Annotated in this window: 15 protein-coding genes; 5 read left to right on the top strand and 10 right to left on the bottom strand. The window is 62.1% G+C overall.

Translation table 11 applies throughout. The annotated features are described in order from the left end of the window. The first annotated feature begins 9 nt into the window (after positions 1 to 9). Positions 10 to 804: a hypothetical protein gene (locus ACYX4S_RS12610; RefSeq protein ID WP_476360426.1), complete on the top strand. Its 795-nt coding sequence runs from the start codon at positions 10 to 12 to the stop codon at positions 802 to 804. Here ACYX4S_RS12610 and ACYX4S_RS12605 read toward each other — a convergent pair. From ACYX4S_RS12605 to ACYX4S_RS12570, 8 genes are all read right to left on the bottom strand, one after another. Then, positions 801 to 1,481, bottom strand: coding sequence for an HAD-IIIA family hydrolase (locus ACYX4S_RS12605; RefSeq protein WP_476360425.1), 681 nt, complete (start codon positions 1,479 to 1,481; stop codon positions 801 to 803). The genes ACYX4S_RS12610 and ACYX4S_RS12605 overlap by 4 nt on opposite strands. After that, positions 1,478 to 2,923 carry a D-glycero-beta-D-manno-heptose-7-phosphate kinase gene (gene rfaE1, locus ACYX4S_RS12600; RefSeq protein ID WP_476360424.1) on the bottom strand — a complete coding sequence of 482 codons (1,446 nt, stop codon included), beginning with the start codon at positions 2,921 to 2,923 and terminating at the stop codon, positions 1,478 to 1,480. The genes ACYX4S_RS12605 and rfaE1 overlap by 4 nt, the downstream gene beginning before the upstream one ends. 39 nt (positions 2,924 to 2,962) lie before the next feature. Beyond that, a complete protein-coding gene (rfaD, locus tag ACYX4S_RS12595; protein ID WP_476362866.1) occupies positions 2,963 to 3,946 on the bottom strand; it encodes an ADP-glyceromanno-heptose 6-epimerase in 984 nt (327 codons plus the stop codon). Positions 3,947 to 4,096: 150 nt separating this feature from the next. After that, complete coding sequence (locus tag ACYX4S_RS12590) at positions 4,097 to 5,590, bottom strand: glycosyltransferase family 4 protein (protein ID WP_476360423.1); 1,494 nt, start codon at positions 5,588 to 5,590, stop codon at positions 4,097 to 4,099. Continuing rightward, the gene (locus ACYX4S_RS12585) at positions 5,584 to 6,834 is read right to left on the bottom strand and encodes a glycosyltransferase family 4 protein (RefSeq protein WP_476360422.1); all 1,251 of its coding nucleotides are present in this window, start codon (positions 6,832 to 6,834) and stop codon (positions 5,584 to 5,586) included. The genes ACYX4S_RS12590 and ACYX4S_RS12585 overlap by 7 nt, the downstream gene beginning before the upstream one ends. Positions 6,835 to 6,962: 128 nt before the next feature. Then, positions 6,963 to 7,616, bottom strand: a complete 654-nt coding sequence (locus ACYX4S_RS12580) for an ABC transporter ATP-binding protein (protein WP_476360421.1) — start codon at positions 7,614 to 7,616, stop codon at positions 6,963 to 6,965. Between the two features lie 9 nt (positions 7,617 to 7,625). After that, positions 7,626 to 8,414, bottom strand: a complete 789-nt coding sequence (locus tag ACYX4S_RS12575) for an ABC transporter permease (protein ID WP_293718634.1) — start codon at positions 8,412 to 8,414, stop codon at positions 7,626 to 7,628. A gap of 55 nt (positions 8,415 to 8,469) precedes the next feature. Further along, a complete protein-coding gene (locus ACYX4S_RS12570) occupies positions 8,470 to 9,789 on the bottom strand; it encodes a KpsE/RkpR family capsule polysaccharide export protein (RefSeq protein WP_476360420.1) in 1,320 nt (439 codons plus the stop codon). 379 nt (positions 9,790 to 10,168) lie between these two features. Between ACYX4S_RS12570 and ACYX4S_RS12565 the strand changes: the two genes are divergently transcribed. Then, on the top strand, positions 10,169 to 11,347 hold the full coding sequence (locus ACYX4S_RS12565) for a GGDEF domain-containing protein (RefSeq protein ID WP_476360419.1): 1,179 nt from the start codon (positions 10,169 to 10,171) through the stop codon (positions 11,345 to 11,347). 58 nt (positions 11,348 to 11,405) lie between these two features. Here the strand turns inward: ACYX4S_RS12565 and ACYX4S_RS12560 are convergent, their stop codons facing one another. After that, complete coding sequence (locus ACYX4S_RS12560) at positions 11,406 to 12,317, bottom strand: LysR family transcriptional regulator (protein ID WP_476360418.1); 912 nt, start codon at positions 12,315 to 12,317, stop codon at positions 11,406 to 11,408. 132 nt (positions 12,318 to 12,449) lie between these two features. Here ACYX4S_RS12560 and ACYX4S_RS12555 point away from each other — a divergent pair, with 132 nt between their 5' ends. Continuing rightward, a complete protein-coding gene (locus ACYX4S_RS12555) occupies positions 12,450 to 13,688 on the top strand; it encodes an aromatic ring-hydroxylating oxygenase subunit alpha (RefSeq protein ID WP_476360417.1) in 1,239 nt (412 codons plus the stop codon). Between the two features lie 4 nt (positions 13,689 to 13,692). After that, positions 13,693 to 14,754, top strand: a complete 1,062-nt coding sequence (locus tag ACYX4S_RS12550) for an FAD-binding oxidoreductase (RefSeq protein WP_476360416.1) — start codon at positions 13,693 to 13,695, stop codon at positions 14,752 to 14,754. Here the strand turns inward: ACYX4S_RS12550 and ACYX4S_RS12545 are convergent. Then, positions 14,719 to 15,369 (bottom strand): TetR/AcrR family transcriptional regulator, encoded by a 651-nt coding sequence (locus ACYX4S_RS12545; RefSeq protein ID WP_476360415.1) that lies wholly within the window; start codon positions 15,367 to 15,369, stop codon positions 14,719 to 14,721. The two genes, ACYX4S_RS12550 and ACYX4S_RS12545, sit on opposite strands and share 36 nt — an antisense overlap. Positions 15,370 to 15,505: 136 nt before the next feature. Between ACYX4S_RS12545 and ACYX4S_RS12540 the strand changes: the two genes are divergently transcribed. Beyond that, entirely contained in the window at positions 15,506 to 17,542 is a 2,037-nt protein-coding gene (locus tag ACYX4S_RS12540; RefSeq protein WP_476360414.1) for an oxidoreductase, read from the top strand. The last annotated feature ends 118 nt before the right edge of the window (positions 17,543 to 17,660 follow it).

The following is a 17,660-nucleotide window of genomic DNA, read 5'->3' as shown; positions in this document are numbered from 1 at the left end:
TGGGTCGACTTGCGCAGCGTGCCCAAGACCGGAACGGACATGCTCGGCATCAATGCATCGCCCACGACCGGTGAACGGTTCGTCGTAAGCTCCGAGTCCGTCCTGCTGACACATGACGGCGCCGACCAACGGCTCAAGCTCAACAAGGCGGCGGCGGCAGACACCGCGTCGCTCCTGTTCCAGACTGGATACAGCGGACGGGCGGAGGTCGGCATTGCCGGCGACGACCATTTTCGCATCAAGATCTCGGCGGACGGCGCCGTTTTCCGGTCTGCTATTGATATCAACCCGTCAGATGGGGATTTCACCTACGCCCTGTCCAACGGCGGAAGCATTCAGTTCAGTAGATATGGTGTTGGAGCCAGCGCGCGTCTTCTGGCCAATGCAGATCAGACTGATGGTGCGCGCGCCTACATGTCATTCCGTCATTCCAACATCGAGTATGCCGCGTTTTACACCCAATACAACTCGGCGACCGGCAAAGCGGACTTCAGCATTCGGTCGGTCGAAGATGATGGAGATATTTTCTTCATCACCCGTCATGCCGGTGTGACGCAGTGGGCTCATCTGAAGCTCGATGCCGCGACGGGGTTCACGGGCATCGGGACGCATACGCCCAGCACCAAGCTCGACGTCGACGGGCCTGTCCGCGTCAAGGGCTACACGGTTGCCGGTCTGCCCTCGGCGGTGGAACACGGAGCGGGGGCGATTGTCTTCGTGAGCGATGAGAGCGGAGGACCCGTCCTTGCCTTTTCCGATGGGGCGGAGTGGCGAAGGCTGAACGACCGGGCCGTTGTCTCCTAGCAGGAAGACGCCCGGTCCGGGGCGGGCGGGAACGCGGTCGCGGCAACCTCCGGCCAGCCCACCGCCTGCCAGGGGCGAATGTCATAGGTGAAACCGTCGATCGTTCCGCGTGCCGGCTTGTCATCCGGCACAAGCATGAGCCCGCGTTTCAGGCCGGCTGCGGCGGCCGCTTCCATGTCTCCCTTGCGATCTCCGACGATGAAGGACGTTCCAAGCGCCACAGGAAGCAATCTTGCCGCTTCCAGCAACATGCCGGCTCGCGGTTTTCGCCAGGGGTGGTCGGCAACCGCGAGCGCGTCCAGGCCCTCTTCATGATACGCGCAGGCCAGAATGGCATCGATGGTTGCACCGGCTGCCGCGAACTCCTTCAGGATCCGGCGGTTCACCGCGTCGAAGTCGCCCCAGCCGTAGTATCCGCGTGCGATGCCGGACTGGTTCGTGACAACGACAACGGGACTCTCGCGGCGGTTAGCGGCTCTGACAAGCGGGGCCGTATCCGTCCAGACCTCGAGCGTTCGCGGATCGCCGACATATCCCGTGTCGCGATTGAGAACCCCGTCCCGGTCTAGGAAGAGTGCGGGCCTCGTCGTGCCCGCGAAGGGGCGAAGGATCTCCCGCCACAGGCCCGGCGCGATACGCCTCGGGTCGTCGTGCCGGAATGTGTTGCCGGTGCTCACGTCTTGATCTTGCGGATGGTCTCGGTGGTGCTGCGCCCCTCCACCAGATCGAGCAGGATCACTTCACCCCCGTTCGCCTGCACGCTGTGCGCGCCCACGACCGTATCCAGCGTGTAGTCGGCGCCCTTGAACAGCACGTCCGGCTGCAACGTCTCGATGAGCGACAGCGGCGTGTCGTCGTCGAACACGACGACGGCGTCGACGGAGCGCAGCGATGCCAGAAGCATGGCGCGGTCATGCACCGTGTTGACCGGACGGCTCGGCCCCTTGAGACGGGATACCGATGCATCGGAATTCAGGCCCACCACCAGCCTGTCGCAGTGCTCGCGCGCGCGTTCGAGCATGGACGCGTGCCCCGCATGGAGAATGTCGAAACAGCCGTTCGTGAAGCCGACCTTCAGCCCCTCCGCCTTCCACTGGCTGCGGGTCTGCAGAGCTTGCGACAGGCTGGAAAACGACGGCATCACCGTGCCGGGAATATGCTGGCGGGCCATCTCGCTGCGCAGTTCCTCGCGGGAAATGCGGGCCGTGCCCCGCCTCTGGACCGCCAGCCCACCCGCGACATTCGACATGCGCGCGGCCGCCTGAAGGCTTGAGCCGCTCGCCAGCCCGACGGCGAGCGTCGCCACGACTGTATCCCCGGCGCCCGAGACGTCGAAGACCTCGCGGGCCCGGGCCGTCAGGTGAGTTGCCGTGTCGCGCTCCACGAGCGACATGCCCTTTTCGCTGCGCGTTGCGAGCACGAAGTCGAAGCCGAACCGGTCGATCAGCTCCCGGCAGGCGGTAACCACCTCGTCATCATCGTGGAGCTTGCGCCCGACGGCCGCGCTCAACTCCTTGAGATTCGGAGTTATTCCCGTCGCGCCGCTGTACCGGCTGAAGTCGTTGCCCTTGGGGTCGACGATCACGGGCTTGCCCAAAGCCGTGCAGGAGCGGATGAGAGACTGGCCGAGCGGGCCGTGAAAGATGCCCTTTCCGTAGTCGGACAGGACGATGCAGCTGGCTTGCGAGGCGTGCTTCTCGATCAGTGTCGCAAGGACCGCATGCTCTTCGTCGGCGAGCGGAGAGTCATCTTCCTCGTCGTAGCGGATGACCTGTTGCCCATCCACGACGAAGCGGGTCTTGGTGGTGGTCTTTCGGTGGTTCGAGGGAACGATCCCGCTCGGCTCCACGCCGTAGTCCTCGCAGATGCGGGTAAGGAGGGGGCGTTGATCATCCGCCCCCGAAACCGAGAGAAGGGTCGCGTTGCCACCCAGGGAAACGATGTTGGCCGCGACATTCCCCGCGCCGCCAAGGGTGTGTGTGGCGTATTTGTGCCTGAAGACCGGGACGGGGGCCTCCGGGGAGATCCGCGTGATCTGGCCGTGGATGTGACGGTCGAGCATGATGTCGCCCAGGACCAGCGTATGCGAAGGGGGGATCTGGTCGGAGGTCGTGTCCATCTGGGGTCTGTTCCCGTGTCGCGTCCCGGAAATCCGGGGCTACCGATGCGGATCGGTCTTCAGAAGGTAGTCGCGCATCGTGATCTCCACGCCGCGCTCGATCGAGGTGCCGCCGCCGTTGTAGCCCGCCTGGCGCAACCGTGTCATGTCGGCCTCGGTAAAATACTGGTACTTGTCGCGAAGCGAGACCGGCATGTCGATGTAGCGGATATTCTCCGCTTGCCCGGCGGCCTTGAAGGTGGCGGCGATCAGATCGCGGAAGCTGCGCGCCTGTCCGCTGCCCACGTTGAAGACCCCGTTTTCAAACCGGTTCGAAAGCAGCCAGCAGACAATGTCGACGCAGTCGTCGACGAACACGAAGTCGCGAAGCTGGCCGCCGTCCTCATAGTCGGGGCGATGCGACCTGAAGAGCGGCACTTCCTCTCCGGCGGCGCATTTTTCCCGGTTCTTCGACACGATGCTCATCATGTCGCCCTTGTGCAGTTCGTTCGGCCCGTAGACGTTGAAGAACTTGAGGCCGGCCCATTTCGGCGGTGTGGCGCGGCCCCTGGCCTGTTCCGACAGGGCCCAGAGATCGAAGAACTTCTTGGACCAGCCGTAGAGGTTCAGCGGCTGAAGCTGCTTCATCTGCTCGATGTCATTGTCGTCGCGAAAGCCCTGGCTGCCATCGCCATAGGTGGCGGCGGACGACGCATAGATGAAGGGGACGGAGCGATCCGCGCAGTATCGCCAAAGGCTCTGCGACAGGTCGATATTGGTCCGGACGATGAGATCCGCGTCGCTTGCCGTGGTCGCGGAGATCGCCCCCATGTGAATGACCGCGGCGAGATCGGGAGAGGAGGCCAGGAAGTCGCCAAGCGCCTCGGGGGCGATGATCCGGTAAAGCAGACGGTTCTTGAGGTTCTGCCACTTGATGTTGTCGTCGCCGAGCCAGTCGCAGACCACAACCTCGTGCCCGTCGTCGCAGAGCCGCGCGACGATGTTGCTTCCGATGAAGCCGGCTCCTCCGGTGATCAGTATCATCCTCATGTCTCCGTGTTCCTGAGTCGCCGTGCACCACCTGGAAGGGCTCACGGTCCTGGGCGCCCGCTTGCCCGGATGAGAAGGCGGACAGGGTGGCGCAACGTCCGGTGGCCGCCACGGTTTGAAGAGCGGTACCCCGAGGCGCAACCTTCACAAGGATGCGTTGTCCGCTTGCATGTGCCTGTTCAGTACCGCGCAGTAGGCCTCCCGTGCCCTGCCGACCGAGTATTTTTCCCAGATATGGGAACGTGCCGCGCCACCAACGCTGTCCCGCAACCGGTTGTCGCCCAGGAGCTGGTCGATCCTTGCCCACAGGGCGCTGTAGTCGCCTCGGCGCACCAGATATCCCGTTTGTTCATCCACGATGGTTTCACGATAGCCTCCACCCTCGAACGCCACGACAGGCTTTCCCATGATTCCGGCCTCGAGCGGAACCCTGCCGAAGGGCTCCGGCCAAATGGTTGGAAGGGCGACGACATCAGCGCTCCCAATCGCCGCATACAGGCCCTTTCGATCCAGGAACCCGAGCATCCTGACCTGCCCGTCGATCGTGTTCTCACGGCAGAAGTCCACAATTTCCTTCGACAGGGCCTGGCCCCGCCCGGCAATGTGAATTTCAATTTTCGGGTCGGACCTGATCCTGTCCAGGCTGTTTCGGATGAACTCGAATTGCCCCTTCGCCTGGGTAATGGAGCCAATCATCAGGACAATGCGGCGGTCGTCCGGTCTGGCGGGAGACGCTGCGGGCTCCGGGGCATCACCGACGAAATTCGGCACGATATGCACCGGCACGCTGGATTGAACCAGCCCCTCGATCTGGCTTTGCAGGTATTCACTGGTAACGATGATGTCGTCGAAAGCTCTCAGGCTTCCTCGGCGCTCATCCCGCACGCCTTCCAGGACGCGACGGAAGTCGGGCGTTGCAAAAGGGGCATCCTCGTCTGCGCAGGCGAAATCGCATCTGCTGCACACACTGCCGTTCACGACCATGATCTGATTGTGTCGGGCGCAGAAAAAGCGATTGTCCCGCACATACGCGATCTTGTGGATGTTGCTCCAGAGAGCCTTCGATCGATCCATCGCTCTTCTGGTCAAGACGATGCTGCGGGTATTGTTCGCGATGACCCTGGACACCCGCAATCTGGATGCGATCTCATTCAGGAACCGGGTCCTGAAAACGTAGTTCTCGGGAATGGCATCCGCAGGTATGCCGCCGACAGGTTTTTCCCGTCGCAAAAGAAGCCTGTAGTAGGCAAACCGCAGTCTGGTTAGGCCGAACCTGAGCGCATAGGCATAAGAAACGGGAACGTCGCTTACGCGTACGCCGAAGAATTTCAGGCGCGAGATCGGGTGCGGGAGAGCGTTGTTGAACATCTCGTGTGGAAGCAAGCGGGGGGCAACGATGACCTTGATGCCGTCCTCCACATAGAACCGAAAGTCATTGTCCGCGCCGGTGAACTTCACAACAAGGTATTCGTTCGGATTCGCGCTTTCCTTGATAAGCTGGTGCATGCTTATTTCGGCGCCGCCGGTCGTTTCCGGCGGGTACTCGTCCGAAACGACAAGCGTCGATACAATCCCGTTGAAGGCGCTCTCGATCTCGCGTAGCGCAGTGTTGATCTTACGCCTTGTCGAAATCAGCACCACATACGCTCCACGATATGCTTCCAAGTCAGGTGGTTTGCGATGGTCGTCCGAGCATCGTCAATATGCTTTTTGTATTTGTCTTCATCTTTGTATTCGGCCATGAGCGCCACTGTACGCTCGACATCTTGATCCGAGGTCAGGCCGCGTTCGCCAATTCCATACACGCTTAGCAGATCGTCCAGTCCCTCATGTCCTGACAGAATGGGCAGGGTGCCAAGAGCGACCGCTTCGAGAGCGGTTATTCCAAAGCCCTCGTAACCGCCGGTCTGCGCATCCATCTCGGATGGCAGGATCACGTGGTCACTGATCTCCATCATCCGATTTCTGTCTTCGTTGCCCAGGCCGCCATGAAAGAAGATCTTGCTCTCCAGGCCTCGCGACGCTGCCGCGTGTCTGAGGGACTTCTCGTGGGGGCCGCTGCCGATCACATGAAGGATGCTGTCGGTTCGCTCCAGAATGCCGAAGATCCTCTCAACCCGCTTGTGCTTTACGAGACGGCCGACGTAGCACAGGTGGATCTCATCTCCGGCCCATCCGAACGCCTGCCGCTTTCGCTTTTTCCGGTCAGGTCCCGCAGGTATCCAGTCACCTGATCTCGTGTAGTCCCTGATGTCTATGCCGCACCCGCATACGGAATACTCCCTGTTCCCGTGTATGTTTTTCGCGAGATGCATCGTGAAACGGCTGTTGCAATAGATGTTCGAAGACCGTGTAAGGGCGCGGTACAGTTGAAAGGGACGCGACCCGATCAGATGTGCCTTGAGGTGCCCGGCCGCATCGATGCACTCGGGAAACTGGCTGGATATTTCGGTGCCATGCAGGACCAGATCGCAGTCGATCCCCAATTCCGCTGCCGCGGCCATGGCTCCGTCGCCATAGTAGTAGTGATGGACAAGCAGTATCTTGTTTATGCTCTTCTTGTTGCAAATATCACGGATCAGGTTCCGCGTTCTCTCGTCTTCGAGCCTCTTGCGTTTCTCGTAATTCCGGACCCTGGATTTCGTGTCCGGCACGAGATCGTATCTGCTTCCTTCCGGAGTTGCGCCTTTCGAAGAGGATGGAGCCAGCAGGGCCGCATAGTCACAGCGTTCCGCGATCGCATTGGAGATGTGATGCGCGAAATTGGATATTCCGCCAACTTTCGGCAGCGCATCTACCGAAACGATCAGGACTCTTTTGTCTTCCAAGCGATTTGCATCCATTTCGAGAAGCGGCCGGTGATGATCGCCAGTTACGTCCACTACCGCACTTCATGTATCTGAACCGGAGGGGACGGGGTTGCCGGCGCCGTCGGACTTCATGACGTGGCGCCAACCGGAAGAACAGGCCGGCATGGCATTGTTGTGGCCTTGCGCCGTTTTCGTCGCGATCAGGCTTGCGCGCGAGTGTGCGCCTCGATCGCCGCTTCCACATCCTCGTAGTAGCGCAGGCGCCCTTCATGCAGAAAGCACCCGCTCTTGCAGAACTTCCGTATCGTGCTCATGCTGTGCGAGATCATGATGATGTTCGCGTCCTGCATCTTTTCTTCAAATACCTGATCGCATTTGCGTTTGAAGCGGGCATCGCCCACGGAGGTGACCTCGTCGATCAGGTAGCAGGAAAAATTGATCGCCATGCTGACGCCGAAGGCCAGGCGCGCTCTCATGCCGCTGGAGTAGGTCTTGATCGGCAAGGACATTGACCGGCCGAGTTCGGAGAACTCCTCCACATAGGTCACGACGCGCTCCGTATCCTCGCCATACATGCGGGCGACGAATTTCGCGTTTTCCATGCCTGTCATGTCGCCGTTGAACCCGCCGCTGAAACCCAGCGGCCAGGACACGATGCCATGGCGAAGGATCCGGCCGCGATCCGGCAGCTCCGCGCCTGCGATCAGCCGCATCAGCGTGGACTTGCCGGCGCCATTCTCGCCAAGGATGGCGATGTTGCGGTCCGAAGGCAGATCAAGCGTCACATCGTCGACGATGACCTTTCGGACGCCTTTGAGGCGGTAGGTTTTCCTGACACCGCGAAAGCTGATCATGACGCCGCCCTAGTTCTGGTGCTTCCGATAGAGGCGTTCCGCTCCAAAGGCCACGAAAAACAGGATTGCGATGTACATGCACAGATAGGGTACATCAAGGACCTGACTGTGATAGTTGCTGTAGTAGCCGACACGGAAAAGGTCGATCGCCTGAAGAATGGGATTCCACGACAGCCAGTATCTCATGGTCGGCGGGAAATTCGACGGGATGAAGAACACGCCCGACAGAAAAAACAGCGGTCGCGTGATGACCGCTTCGATCCTTCGCCAGGTCGGCCAGAGCATGTAGATGACGGCATTGGTCAGCCCGGCGCCCAGGCCGAGCGCCGCGATTGCCCCAATGGCGAGAAGCACCACGTCCAGGCGATGCGGAAAATGCGCGAGCCCCAGCGTGATCAGTCCCCCGAAGAAAATGATGTAGATGAAAAGATAGGTCATCAGGATCACGAGAAACCGCGCGAAAACCACGTCGGTTTCCTTGACCAGAGGATAGGCCAGGAGTCCGCGATTGGCCTCGAAGACCGCCATCAGTGAGCCCGACAGCTTCTGATACAGATTGTAGATGAGAATGCCCGTGGCGAAGAACAGGGCGAAACTCGTCCCTATCGGCGGATGGCGCGATATGAGCGAGAAGATGAACGTGAGCAGTGCCGTTCCCAGAACCGGCTCGAAGATCGCCCAGAAGTAGCCGAGCTTCACGGCACCGAAGGTCACGCGCGCCTCGCGCAGCGCAAGAGCGCCGACGACGCGCGCCTTGATGACGATCGGGTTCTCGCGAGATCGCACTGCTGTGGTCATTCGTCTTTCGTCCGCGCCATGGCCGGATCAGGCCCCGCGCCGCGATACACAGTCGCTACTGCATGTTGTCCCGGATCGAGTACGCCAGAAGCACCCCGATTCCCCAGAGGATGAGCGACACAATGAATACCAGTGCGGTGTCGATATACCGATAGGGGTAGAGTGCCAGTTCCGGAACACTGGGCGATTCGAACACCGCGAGGAAGCGCTGCTGTCGGTCTGCCTCCGCACGCGCGCGTTCGAGAGCGGAGAGCGAGGCGGCATAGGCCTTCTGCGCGAACTCGAGATCGACCTTGAGCTTTTCGTAGTCGGAGAGCAGCGCGGACAGCCCGCCGCCGGAGCGCAGCGGATCGGGAACGTCCTCGTTCACTTCCGTCTGCTTCTCGAGCAGTTGCTGCTCGAGTGCTGCTATCTGCTTTCTCAGCTGCACGACGGACGGTGCATCGTCGCTGAGGGAGCTCTCGAGGGTTCCAAGCCTTGCGCGCAATTCGACCAGTCGGCCTTCGATGCTCGCGACCAGTTCCACCTGTGCGGCGGCCGAGGCGGCCGGGTCGACGGCGCTTGACGACGTCCGGAACTGGCGCATCCGGTCCCGGATGACCTTCAGCCGCAGTTCCGCGCTCGCCGTTTCCCGCTTTGCGAACTGCACCGCGTCTTCGCGCGCCTGCGCCGAAAGGCGATTGATGAGGTCCTGACTGTGCTTGACCACCTGAGCCGCGATGGCTTCCGCATCGGCGGGGGTAAACGCCTGCACCTCGAACTTCGAGATCGCGGACGTGTTGTCATAGGACGGCGAGACCATGTCGCGCCAATAATCCACGAGGTCCTCGATCGGCGCCTGAGGATCCAGACGATAGGCGAAGTCGATTCCCGGTCGGCTGAACGCCGCCCTCAGGTCGAACTCCTTTTCAACCTTCTCCACGATCTCCCGACTGTGCAGGTACTGAAGCAGGATGAAGGAATCGGTCGTTGTGGTTCCGACGCTGGAGAGGCCGCTGATTGCACCCAGGAAATCGCCGCCGGGCACCGTATTGTCCATGCTGCGGACCGAGAAGCTCGCTCCGGCGACATAGCGGTCGGACGCGATCAGCAGGAAGTAGGCAGCTCCAAGCAGCGTCGGTATGAGCACGCAGAGCACGAAGGACGCCTTAAGGATCAGCCGTCGCACGCCCTGGGGCCGGATGTTCTGCTCGGCCTTGCGAACAATGGCCGCGGCCGCGCGGTCGATTCTCAGGGGAACGACGCGGGGTTCCTTCGCCGCCTTGTCGGCAACCTGGCCTCCCGCCGACGCTTCCTTGACGCCGGTTTTCTCCTTGAGAGCCGCTACACCACTCGCCTTGGTGTCAACAGGTTTCGCTTCCGCGTTGTCAGACATCTATTGAGGCACCGCAGTTGGTTTGCACGGCATTAAGAGATACCACCAAATCACAACGATCCGTTGCCAAATTGGAAATTTGATGGCGACGAACAGGCGCCGGGGTGACCGGGAGCGTGTTTCCGGTCACTACAGCGTGGAGTTGGTCCGTTGTTTTGAACGCATGCGGCGTCGGTTTGCAAATTCAATCTCGGGTCTCCTCGCCTGGGGCTTATCCGCAGCATGGTTTTTGTAAATTTGTCCCGGCATTCATAGTGACTTGTTCAGCGGCGCGGCTTATCAGACACGGCGGTTGGCATTGCATGGGGGAGCGAGCCGCAGGAGCTGCTTCGGGCATGACGCCTGGATGTGGCAAGAGCCTGACAGTTGGCGAGCCTTCATGACCCTCGATTTCACGACCCTTTACGTTGTCATCCTCCTGAATTCGATCGGCATTGCCGTCGTCTGGGCCGGTGTCGCCATTTCCTATCCCAAACTCGTGGCGGCGCGCTTCTGGCTGGGAGCGCTGATCTGCACGAGTTTCGGCGGGATCATGTTGTACATCGAGGCTGCCGAGAGCGCGCGATTCTGGACCTTTCTGGGGATCGCGGCGATCGGCCTGGGCTACAGTCTGATCTGGCAGGGGGTGCAGGTCTTTCTGGGCCGCTCCGCGCGATGGCCGATGGCCATGGGCTACATGGTGGCCTGCGTGTTTGTTCTGGCGCTCGCCGGTGACACGAGAGCGGGGCAGAATGTCGTCTTCTCCGCGATCCAGATCCCTCCGATGATCTTCAGCGCCCTGGCGCTCAGGTCGGAGAAAAGTTTCGGACTGGGCACCCTGGTGGCGCTCGCCGCCGCCGGTATCGCTCTTTTCGGCCAGTCGGTCGAGGTGGTGACCAATCTCATGCGCATCGCTGGTGCGCTCTCCGATGAAGGCTACTACGCCTTCGCGGCCTGGCTTCTGATGGCGACGATCATCGGCACCAGCACGCTGAATTTCGGTTTTCTCCTGATGGCGATCGACCAGTTGAACTCGGAGCTGGCAGCTCTTGCCACCCGTGACGATCTCACGGGGCTTCTCAACCGGCGCGGCATGCGCGAGCGTTCGGCGTTGATCGCCAAGCGCGCGAAGCGGCAGGGGGAAAAGGTCTGCGTGGTGATGATCGACCTCGATGGCCTCAAGGTGATCAACGATACCCATGGCCACGGTGCGGGCGATGCCTGCCTCGTTCACGTGGCCCGGCTTGCCAAGGGCCTGCTGCGTCCGGCGGATGTGCTGGCGAGGTTGGGCGGAGATGAATTCGCGGTGCTGCTGCCGGTTCATGAGGTCGGCGCGGCGGAGCGTTTCGCCGAGGCGCTTGCCGGGGCCGTATCCTCGACGCCCGCCGTTCACCTCGGCTCCGTCATCGAGACCTCCGTCAGTGTCGGCCTGAGCGTCTGGGACCCGGCGAGCGGAAAGCCGCTGTCCGATCACCTGCAGGATGCGGATACGGCGCTCTACGAGACCAAGCGAAGCGGCCGGAACGGGTATTCCGTATTCGATCCGGAACGTGGAGTGCCCGCAACCTCGCCGACGTGATGCCGCGCCCTTGGGGGCGGTGTCCGCAGGCCGATATCGGGGGGGATGCCTCACTTCATCAGGCGGGTCCGGACGCGTGGCGCGGTGGCGCCTCCGCGCTTTTGACGAGCCAGTCGGCGAACAGGCGGGCGCGGCTCGTCGCGCGCGGGTGGACCCTGAGCTCGAAAGGCGAGGGGGAGGGGATGTTGTCGGCCACGAGCTTCACCAGCCGCCCTTCTCTCATCAGGTCGCCGACGAGGCCGTCCCAGCCCAGGACCGCTCCCACGTCGTCCTGCGCCGCCTGAAGCGCGATCATGTAGTTGTTCACGTGCAGCCTGCGGCGCTTCGGTTCGCCGTGTCCCAGGGCGGCGAACCAGTCGTCCCAGGTGGTCCAGCCGGTCTCCTTGCCGCTCGCGTGGATGAGGGGCGCCTTGTGCAGGTCCTCAAGCGTCGAAATCTCGAAGTCGGCAGCGAAACGCTTCGTTCCAAGCGCGACGATCGTGTCGCGGAACAGCTCGCGATAGTCGGCTCCGCTTTCCTGCGTGCCGCCATAGTGGATGCTGAGGTCGCATCTGGCAGTCATGCCGGGCACGTCGCTGATGATCTGCGAAACCGTGATCTCCGGATGGATCTTCCAGAACGCGGTGATCTTCGGCGTCAGCCAGAGAGCGCTGAAGGCGGTGCTGGTGCCGATGGTTACGTCGACCGTTTCTGGGCGGTCGCGGATGTGGGCGAGAGCGTCCGATATGCCCTCGAAACCCCGCTGCGCCGCGATGAAAAGAAACGCTCCCTTCTCGGTCAGCTCGACCCCGCGATGCTGACGCAGAAACAGGCTGCAGCCGAGGTCGGTTTCCAGCGCCTTTATCTGATGGCTTATGGCCGCCGGTGTCACGTTCAGTTCCTGCGCGGCCTTCTTGAAGCTTGAACTCCTGGCTGCCGCCTCGAAGCAGACGAGTGCGGTCATCGAGGAAAAGTCATAGGGGCGTGACATGTGAGGCGGCCCTCGCCCTGCGGTTTTGGATTACTTCAGATAACTCAAGATGAATTTTAGTGATATTGTCAATGCGGGATCTGGAGCGAGAAGATTTATCTCAGTTGAACATGCTGAGCCTGGGTTCCGCAAATGACAAGCAATGCACCTTCCCTTGATGAACTCCTAGCCCGCCGGGTGTCCGGCTACAGCCTGGAGCAGCCTTTCTACGTCTCTCCCGAGGTCTACGACCGCGATCTGGAGGTCATTTTCGGCCGGGAATGGCTCTATGCCGTGCCCGCCTGCCAGCTCCCGCGAACGGGCAGCTATGTCACGATGCGGGTCGGCGCGAACGAGGTGATCATCGTGCGCGGCCGCGATGGCAGGATCCGCGCCTTTCACAATTCCTGTCGTCACCGCGGGTCCCTGATCTGCAAAGCCCGGGAAGGGCAGGTGGCCAAGCTTGTGTGTCCCTATCACCAGTGGACCTACGAACTCGACGGCAAGCTGATCTGGGCCAATGACATGGGCCCCGAGTTCGATCCGTCCCGATACGGCCTGCATCCGGTGCACCTGCGTCTGCTCGAGGGCCTCGTCTTCATCTGCCTTGCCGACACGCCGCCCGACTTCGAGTCCTTCGCCGAGCGGGTCGCTCCCTATTTTGCGGTTCATGATCTTGCCAACGCCAGGGTCGCCTTCACCTCGACGATCATCGAGAAGGCGAACTGGAAGCTGGTGTGGGAAAACAACCGCGAATGCTACCACTGCAGCAGCAATCATCCCGCGCTCTGCCGTTCCTTCCCGCTCGACCCGGAAGTGGCTGGCGTTCAGGCGGATGGCGGCGTGTCGCCGCGCCTTCAGGCGCATTTCGATCGTTGCGAGGAGGCAGGCGCGCCGGCGCAGTTCCACCTATCGGACGACGGGCAGTTCCGGGTTGCCCGGATGCCGCTGCAGGAACGTGCCGTCAGCTACACGATGGATGGCAGGGAGGCGGTCGCACGGGCTCTCGGTCGTGTCGCGCCACGCGACGCCGGTACACTGATGACCTTCCATTATCCCAGTACGTGGAGCCACTTCCTGCCCGATCACGCGCTGACCTTCCGCGTCATGCCGGTCGGGCCGCACGAGACGGAGGTCACGACGACCTGGCTGGTGCACAAGGACGCGGTGGAGGGTGTCGACTACGATCTGAAGCGGCTGACCGAGGTCTGGCTTGCCACCAACGACGAGGATCGCGGGATCGTCGAGGTCAACCAGCAGGGGATCTTCTCGTCGTCCTATCGCCCTGGCCCCTATTCGCCGGGGCAGGAAAGCGGCGTGGCCCAGTTCGTCGACTGGTATGCGGAGCGGCTCCAGAGTGCGCTGGTACCGCGCCAGGTGGCGGCGGAGTGATGCGATGAGCCGGTCAAGGTCGCTGTCCTTCTGGACGGACGCGGAACCGCTCGAGTGCGTTTCCCGTCTGCCCGAAGCGCCGAATGTCGTAACATTCAGCTTCCGCAGCCCGTCGGGTGCCCTTTTCAATCACGATCCCGGCCAGTTCATCACGCTTGAACTGCCGGTGCCCGGCGGACCGCTCCATCGCACCTATACGATCTCGTCGTCACCCTCGCGGCCCGTGTCGCTCACGGTGACGGTCAAGGCGCAGCCGGATTCCATCGGCACGCGCTGGATGATCGACAATCTCGAGAAGGGGATGCGGCTCAAGGCGATCGGGCCGGCGGGGCGGTTCTCCATAACGGAGCACCCTTCGGAGAAATATCTCTTCATCTCGGCCGGCTCCGGCATCACGCCGATGGTCGCCATGACGACGTGGCTCTACGATTCCGGTGAGGAGCCCGATGTGGTCTTCATCAACTGCGCGCGCAGGCCGTCGGAGATCATCCTGCGCGAGCGGGTCGAGATGATGGCCTCGCGCATCGAGGGGATCGACGTGAAGTGGGTGGTCGAGGAGGCGGACCGTTTCCGCCCCTGGTCGGGGTATCGCGGCACCTTCAATCAGATCATGCTCGGCCTGATGGCGCAGGACTATCTGGAACGCGAGGTCTTTTGTTGCGGCCCCGAGCCCTTCATGCAGGGCGTGCGCGAGGCGTTGGTCGCGCTTGGCTACGACATGAGCCGCTATCATCAGGAGAGCTTTTCCGGTGCGCTGGAACGTGCGGAAGCGGTTCCCGACGACGTTGTGCCCGACGAACAGAACCAGGCGGAGGTGGCCTTCTCGGTGTCGGGTGTGACCGCACGCTGCAGCGAGGCCGACACGGTGCTGGCCGCGGCCCGCGCCGAAGGGCTGGTCATCCCTTCAGGCTGCACCATGGGGATCTGCGGCACGTGCAAGGTGCTCAAGACCGGTGGCGAGGTTCATATGGTGCACAATGGCGGTATCACCGACGAGGATATCGAGGACGGCTACATTCTCGCCTGCTGCTCACGCCCTCTCGGCCGCGTCACGGTCGAGGCGTGACGCATGGCGGGCGAAGAACCGGTCGAGTTCGCGCTGCTCGGGCTTCTGGCCGGTGAAGATCTCCACGTAGGCGGGAATGCGTTTCAGCCGCTCGCCAGCGTCTTCGCGTGTCTGCATGGAAATGTAGCCGATCTGGGTCAGGTAGATGGTGCGCGCACGCACGTCCGCGCCTGCCGGGTCGTACCCGAAGCGCGTGAACATTGCTGCAAGAGCCTCGATGCGACGGGTGTCCGCACGCTGGACCTCCGCAAGGGTCTCGGGCGACTGCAGGGCCCAGCTCCGCACCGCGAACTCCAGGCGGGAATCGAACAGTTCTGGGTCGAGCCAGCAGTCGAAGACGTTGAGCATCGCCTCGGCGATCGTCTCTGCATAGGCCTCGGCGCGACCGACAAGATTGCCTGTATTCCTGTCGCGCCAGAGCGAAACCAGCGCGTCGAGCAGAGCGACGCGGTCCTTGAAGAACCAGTAGAAGCTCGTGCGCGACAGATCGAGCCGCTTGGCAAGCGGCTGGATTTTCACCGCGTCGACGCCGCCTTCCAGCAAGGCCTGGTACGCCGCCTGCAGCCACAGGTCCCGCGACCCGCGCCATCCACTGTCGTTCGTCGTGTCATCCATGGCGCTTCATTAGGGCGTGGGGAACATCGAAGTCAATTTCATTGACACTAGTGAACTTGAAATTGACACTAGTGAACATTTCTGGATAGCCTCTTTTTTCGAGACGACCGCCAAGCCAGACAGCGGAGCCACGCACATGTCGAGCGATCCCCTTCTCCAGCCGTTCCAGCTCAAGCACCTGACGCTGCGCAACCGCATTCTCATGACCTCCCACGAGCCGGCCTATCCGGAAGACGGAATGCCGAAGGACCGGTATCGCGCCTACCACGTGGAGCGGGCCAGGGGCGGCGTCGCGATGACCATGACGGCCGGGTCCGCGGCGGTGTCGAAGGACAGCCCGCCGGTGTTCAACAACCTGCTCGTCTACAAGGACGAGGTTGTGCCGTGGATGAAGGATCTGACCGACGCGGTGCACGAGCAGGGTGCGGCGATCATGATCCAGCTCACGCACCTCGGCCGGCGCACCCGCTGGGACAAGGAGTTCTGGCTGCCCGTCGTCTCTCCCTCGCACAACCGCGAACCGTCTCACCGCGCGTTTCCCAAGAAGATGGAAGACTGGGATATCGAGCGGATCATCAAGGACTATGCGGATGCGGCCGAGCGCATGAAGGCCGGCGGCATGGACGGCATCGAGCTTCAGGCCTACGGCCACCTGATGGACCAGTTCTGGTCACCGCTGACCAACACGCTCGACGGTCCCTATGGCGGCTCGCTCGACAATCGTTTGCGTTTCGGTTTCGACGTGCTCGGTGCCATTCGCGAGCGTGTCGGGCCGGACTTCATCGTCGGCGTGCGCTACACCGGTGACGAGATGCTCGAAGGCGGTCTGTCGCGCGAGGACGGGCTGGAGATCTCGCGCCGGCTCAAGGACAGCGGGCTGGTCGACTTCCTCAACGTGGTGCGCGGGCATATCGACACGGATGCGGGGCTGACGGACGTCATTCCCATTCAGGGCATGGCCAACTCGCCGCACCTCGATTTCGCGGGCGAAGTGAGGGCCGCGACCGACTTTTCCACCTTCCACGCGGCCAAGATCCCGGATGTTGCAACGGCGCGTCACGCGATTGCCAGCGGCAAGCTCGACATGGTCGGGATGACGCGGGCGCATATGACCGACCCGCATATCGTGCGCAAGATCATCGAGAAGCGGGAAGAGGAGATCCGCCCCTGTGTCGGCGCCAACTACTGTCTCGATCGCATCTACCAGGGCGGGGCCGCCTATTGCATCCACAATGCCGCCACGGGGCGCGAGCTCTCCATGCCGCATGTGATCGAGCGTGCCGAAAAGCGTCGCAAGGTGGTGATCGTGGGAGCGGGGCCGGCGGGGCTGGAAGCGGCTCGCGTCGCGGGTGAGCGCGGTCACGACGTCGTGGTGCTCGAGGCCGCGCCCAATGCCGGCGGACAGGTCCGTCTGAGCGCGCAAAGCCCCCGGCGCAAGGAGATGATCTCGATCATCGACTGGCGACTGGCGGAATGCGAGCGGCTTGGCGTTTCCTTGCGGTTCAACACCTGGGCGGAAGCGGACACGGTTCTCGCGGAAACTCCGGACATCGTCGTCATCGCGACTGGGGGATTGCCGCACACCGAGGTGCTCTCTCAGGGCAACGAGCTTGTCGTCTCCGCCTGGGACATCATTTCAGGCGACGTGAAGCCGGGCACGAACGCGCTCGTCTATGACGATGCAGGCGACCATGCGGGCCTTCAGGCGGCGGAGGTTCTTTCCGGGGCCGGGGCAAAGGTGGAAGTCATGACCCCGGACCGCACATTCGCGCCGGAAGTCATGGCCATGAACCTCGTGCCCTACATGCGCACGCTGCAGGCACGTGATGTAACCTTCACGGTCACCTTCCGCCTCGAGGCGGTCGAACGACGGGGCAACGAACTCGTGGCCCGCATCGGCAGCGACTACGGGGGCGTCGCAAGGGAGAAAGCATTCGACCAGATCGTGGTCAATCACGGCACGATCCCGCTCGACGAGCTCTATTTCGAGCTGAAGCCGGGCTCGGTGAACCATGGCGAGATTTCCCACGACGAACTCGTGGCCGGTTCGCCGCAGACGGTTGTTCGCAATCCGGAAGGGGCGTATCGGCTGTTTCGCATTGGCGATGCGGTCGCCGCGCGCAACACCCACGCCGCGATCTACGATGCGTTGAGGCTTCTCAAGGACGTCTGACCTTGAAACACATCTCAATTCCGCATCGGTGTCCACGGAACGTGGGCGCCGGTGCCCGGAATACCTGGACATCCTCCGTGGAATCACCAAGACTTCAGCAAATATATTGATATTCAAG

Source organism: Stappia sp. ABD4_338 (genome assembly GCF_056312175.1).
Note: the sequence above shows the minus strand (reverse complement) of the source record. Positions and strands in the feature narration are given on the sequence as shown.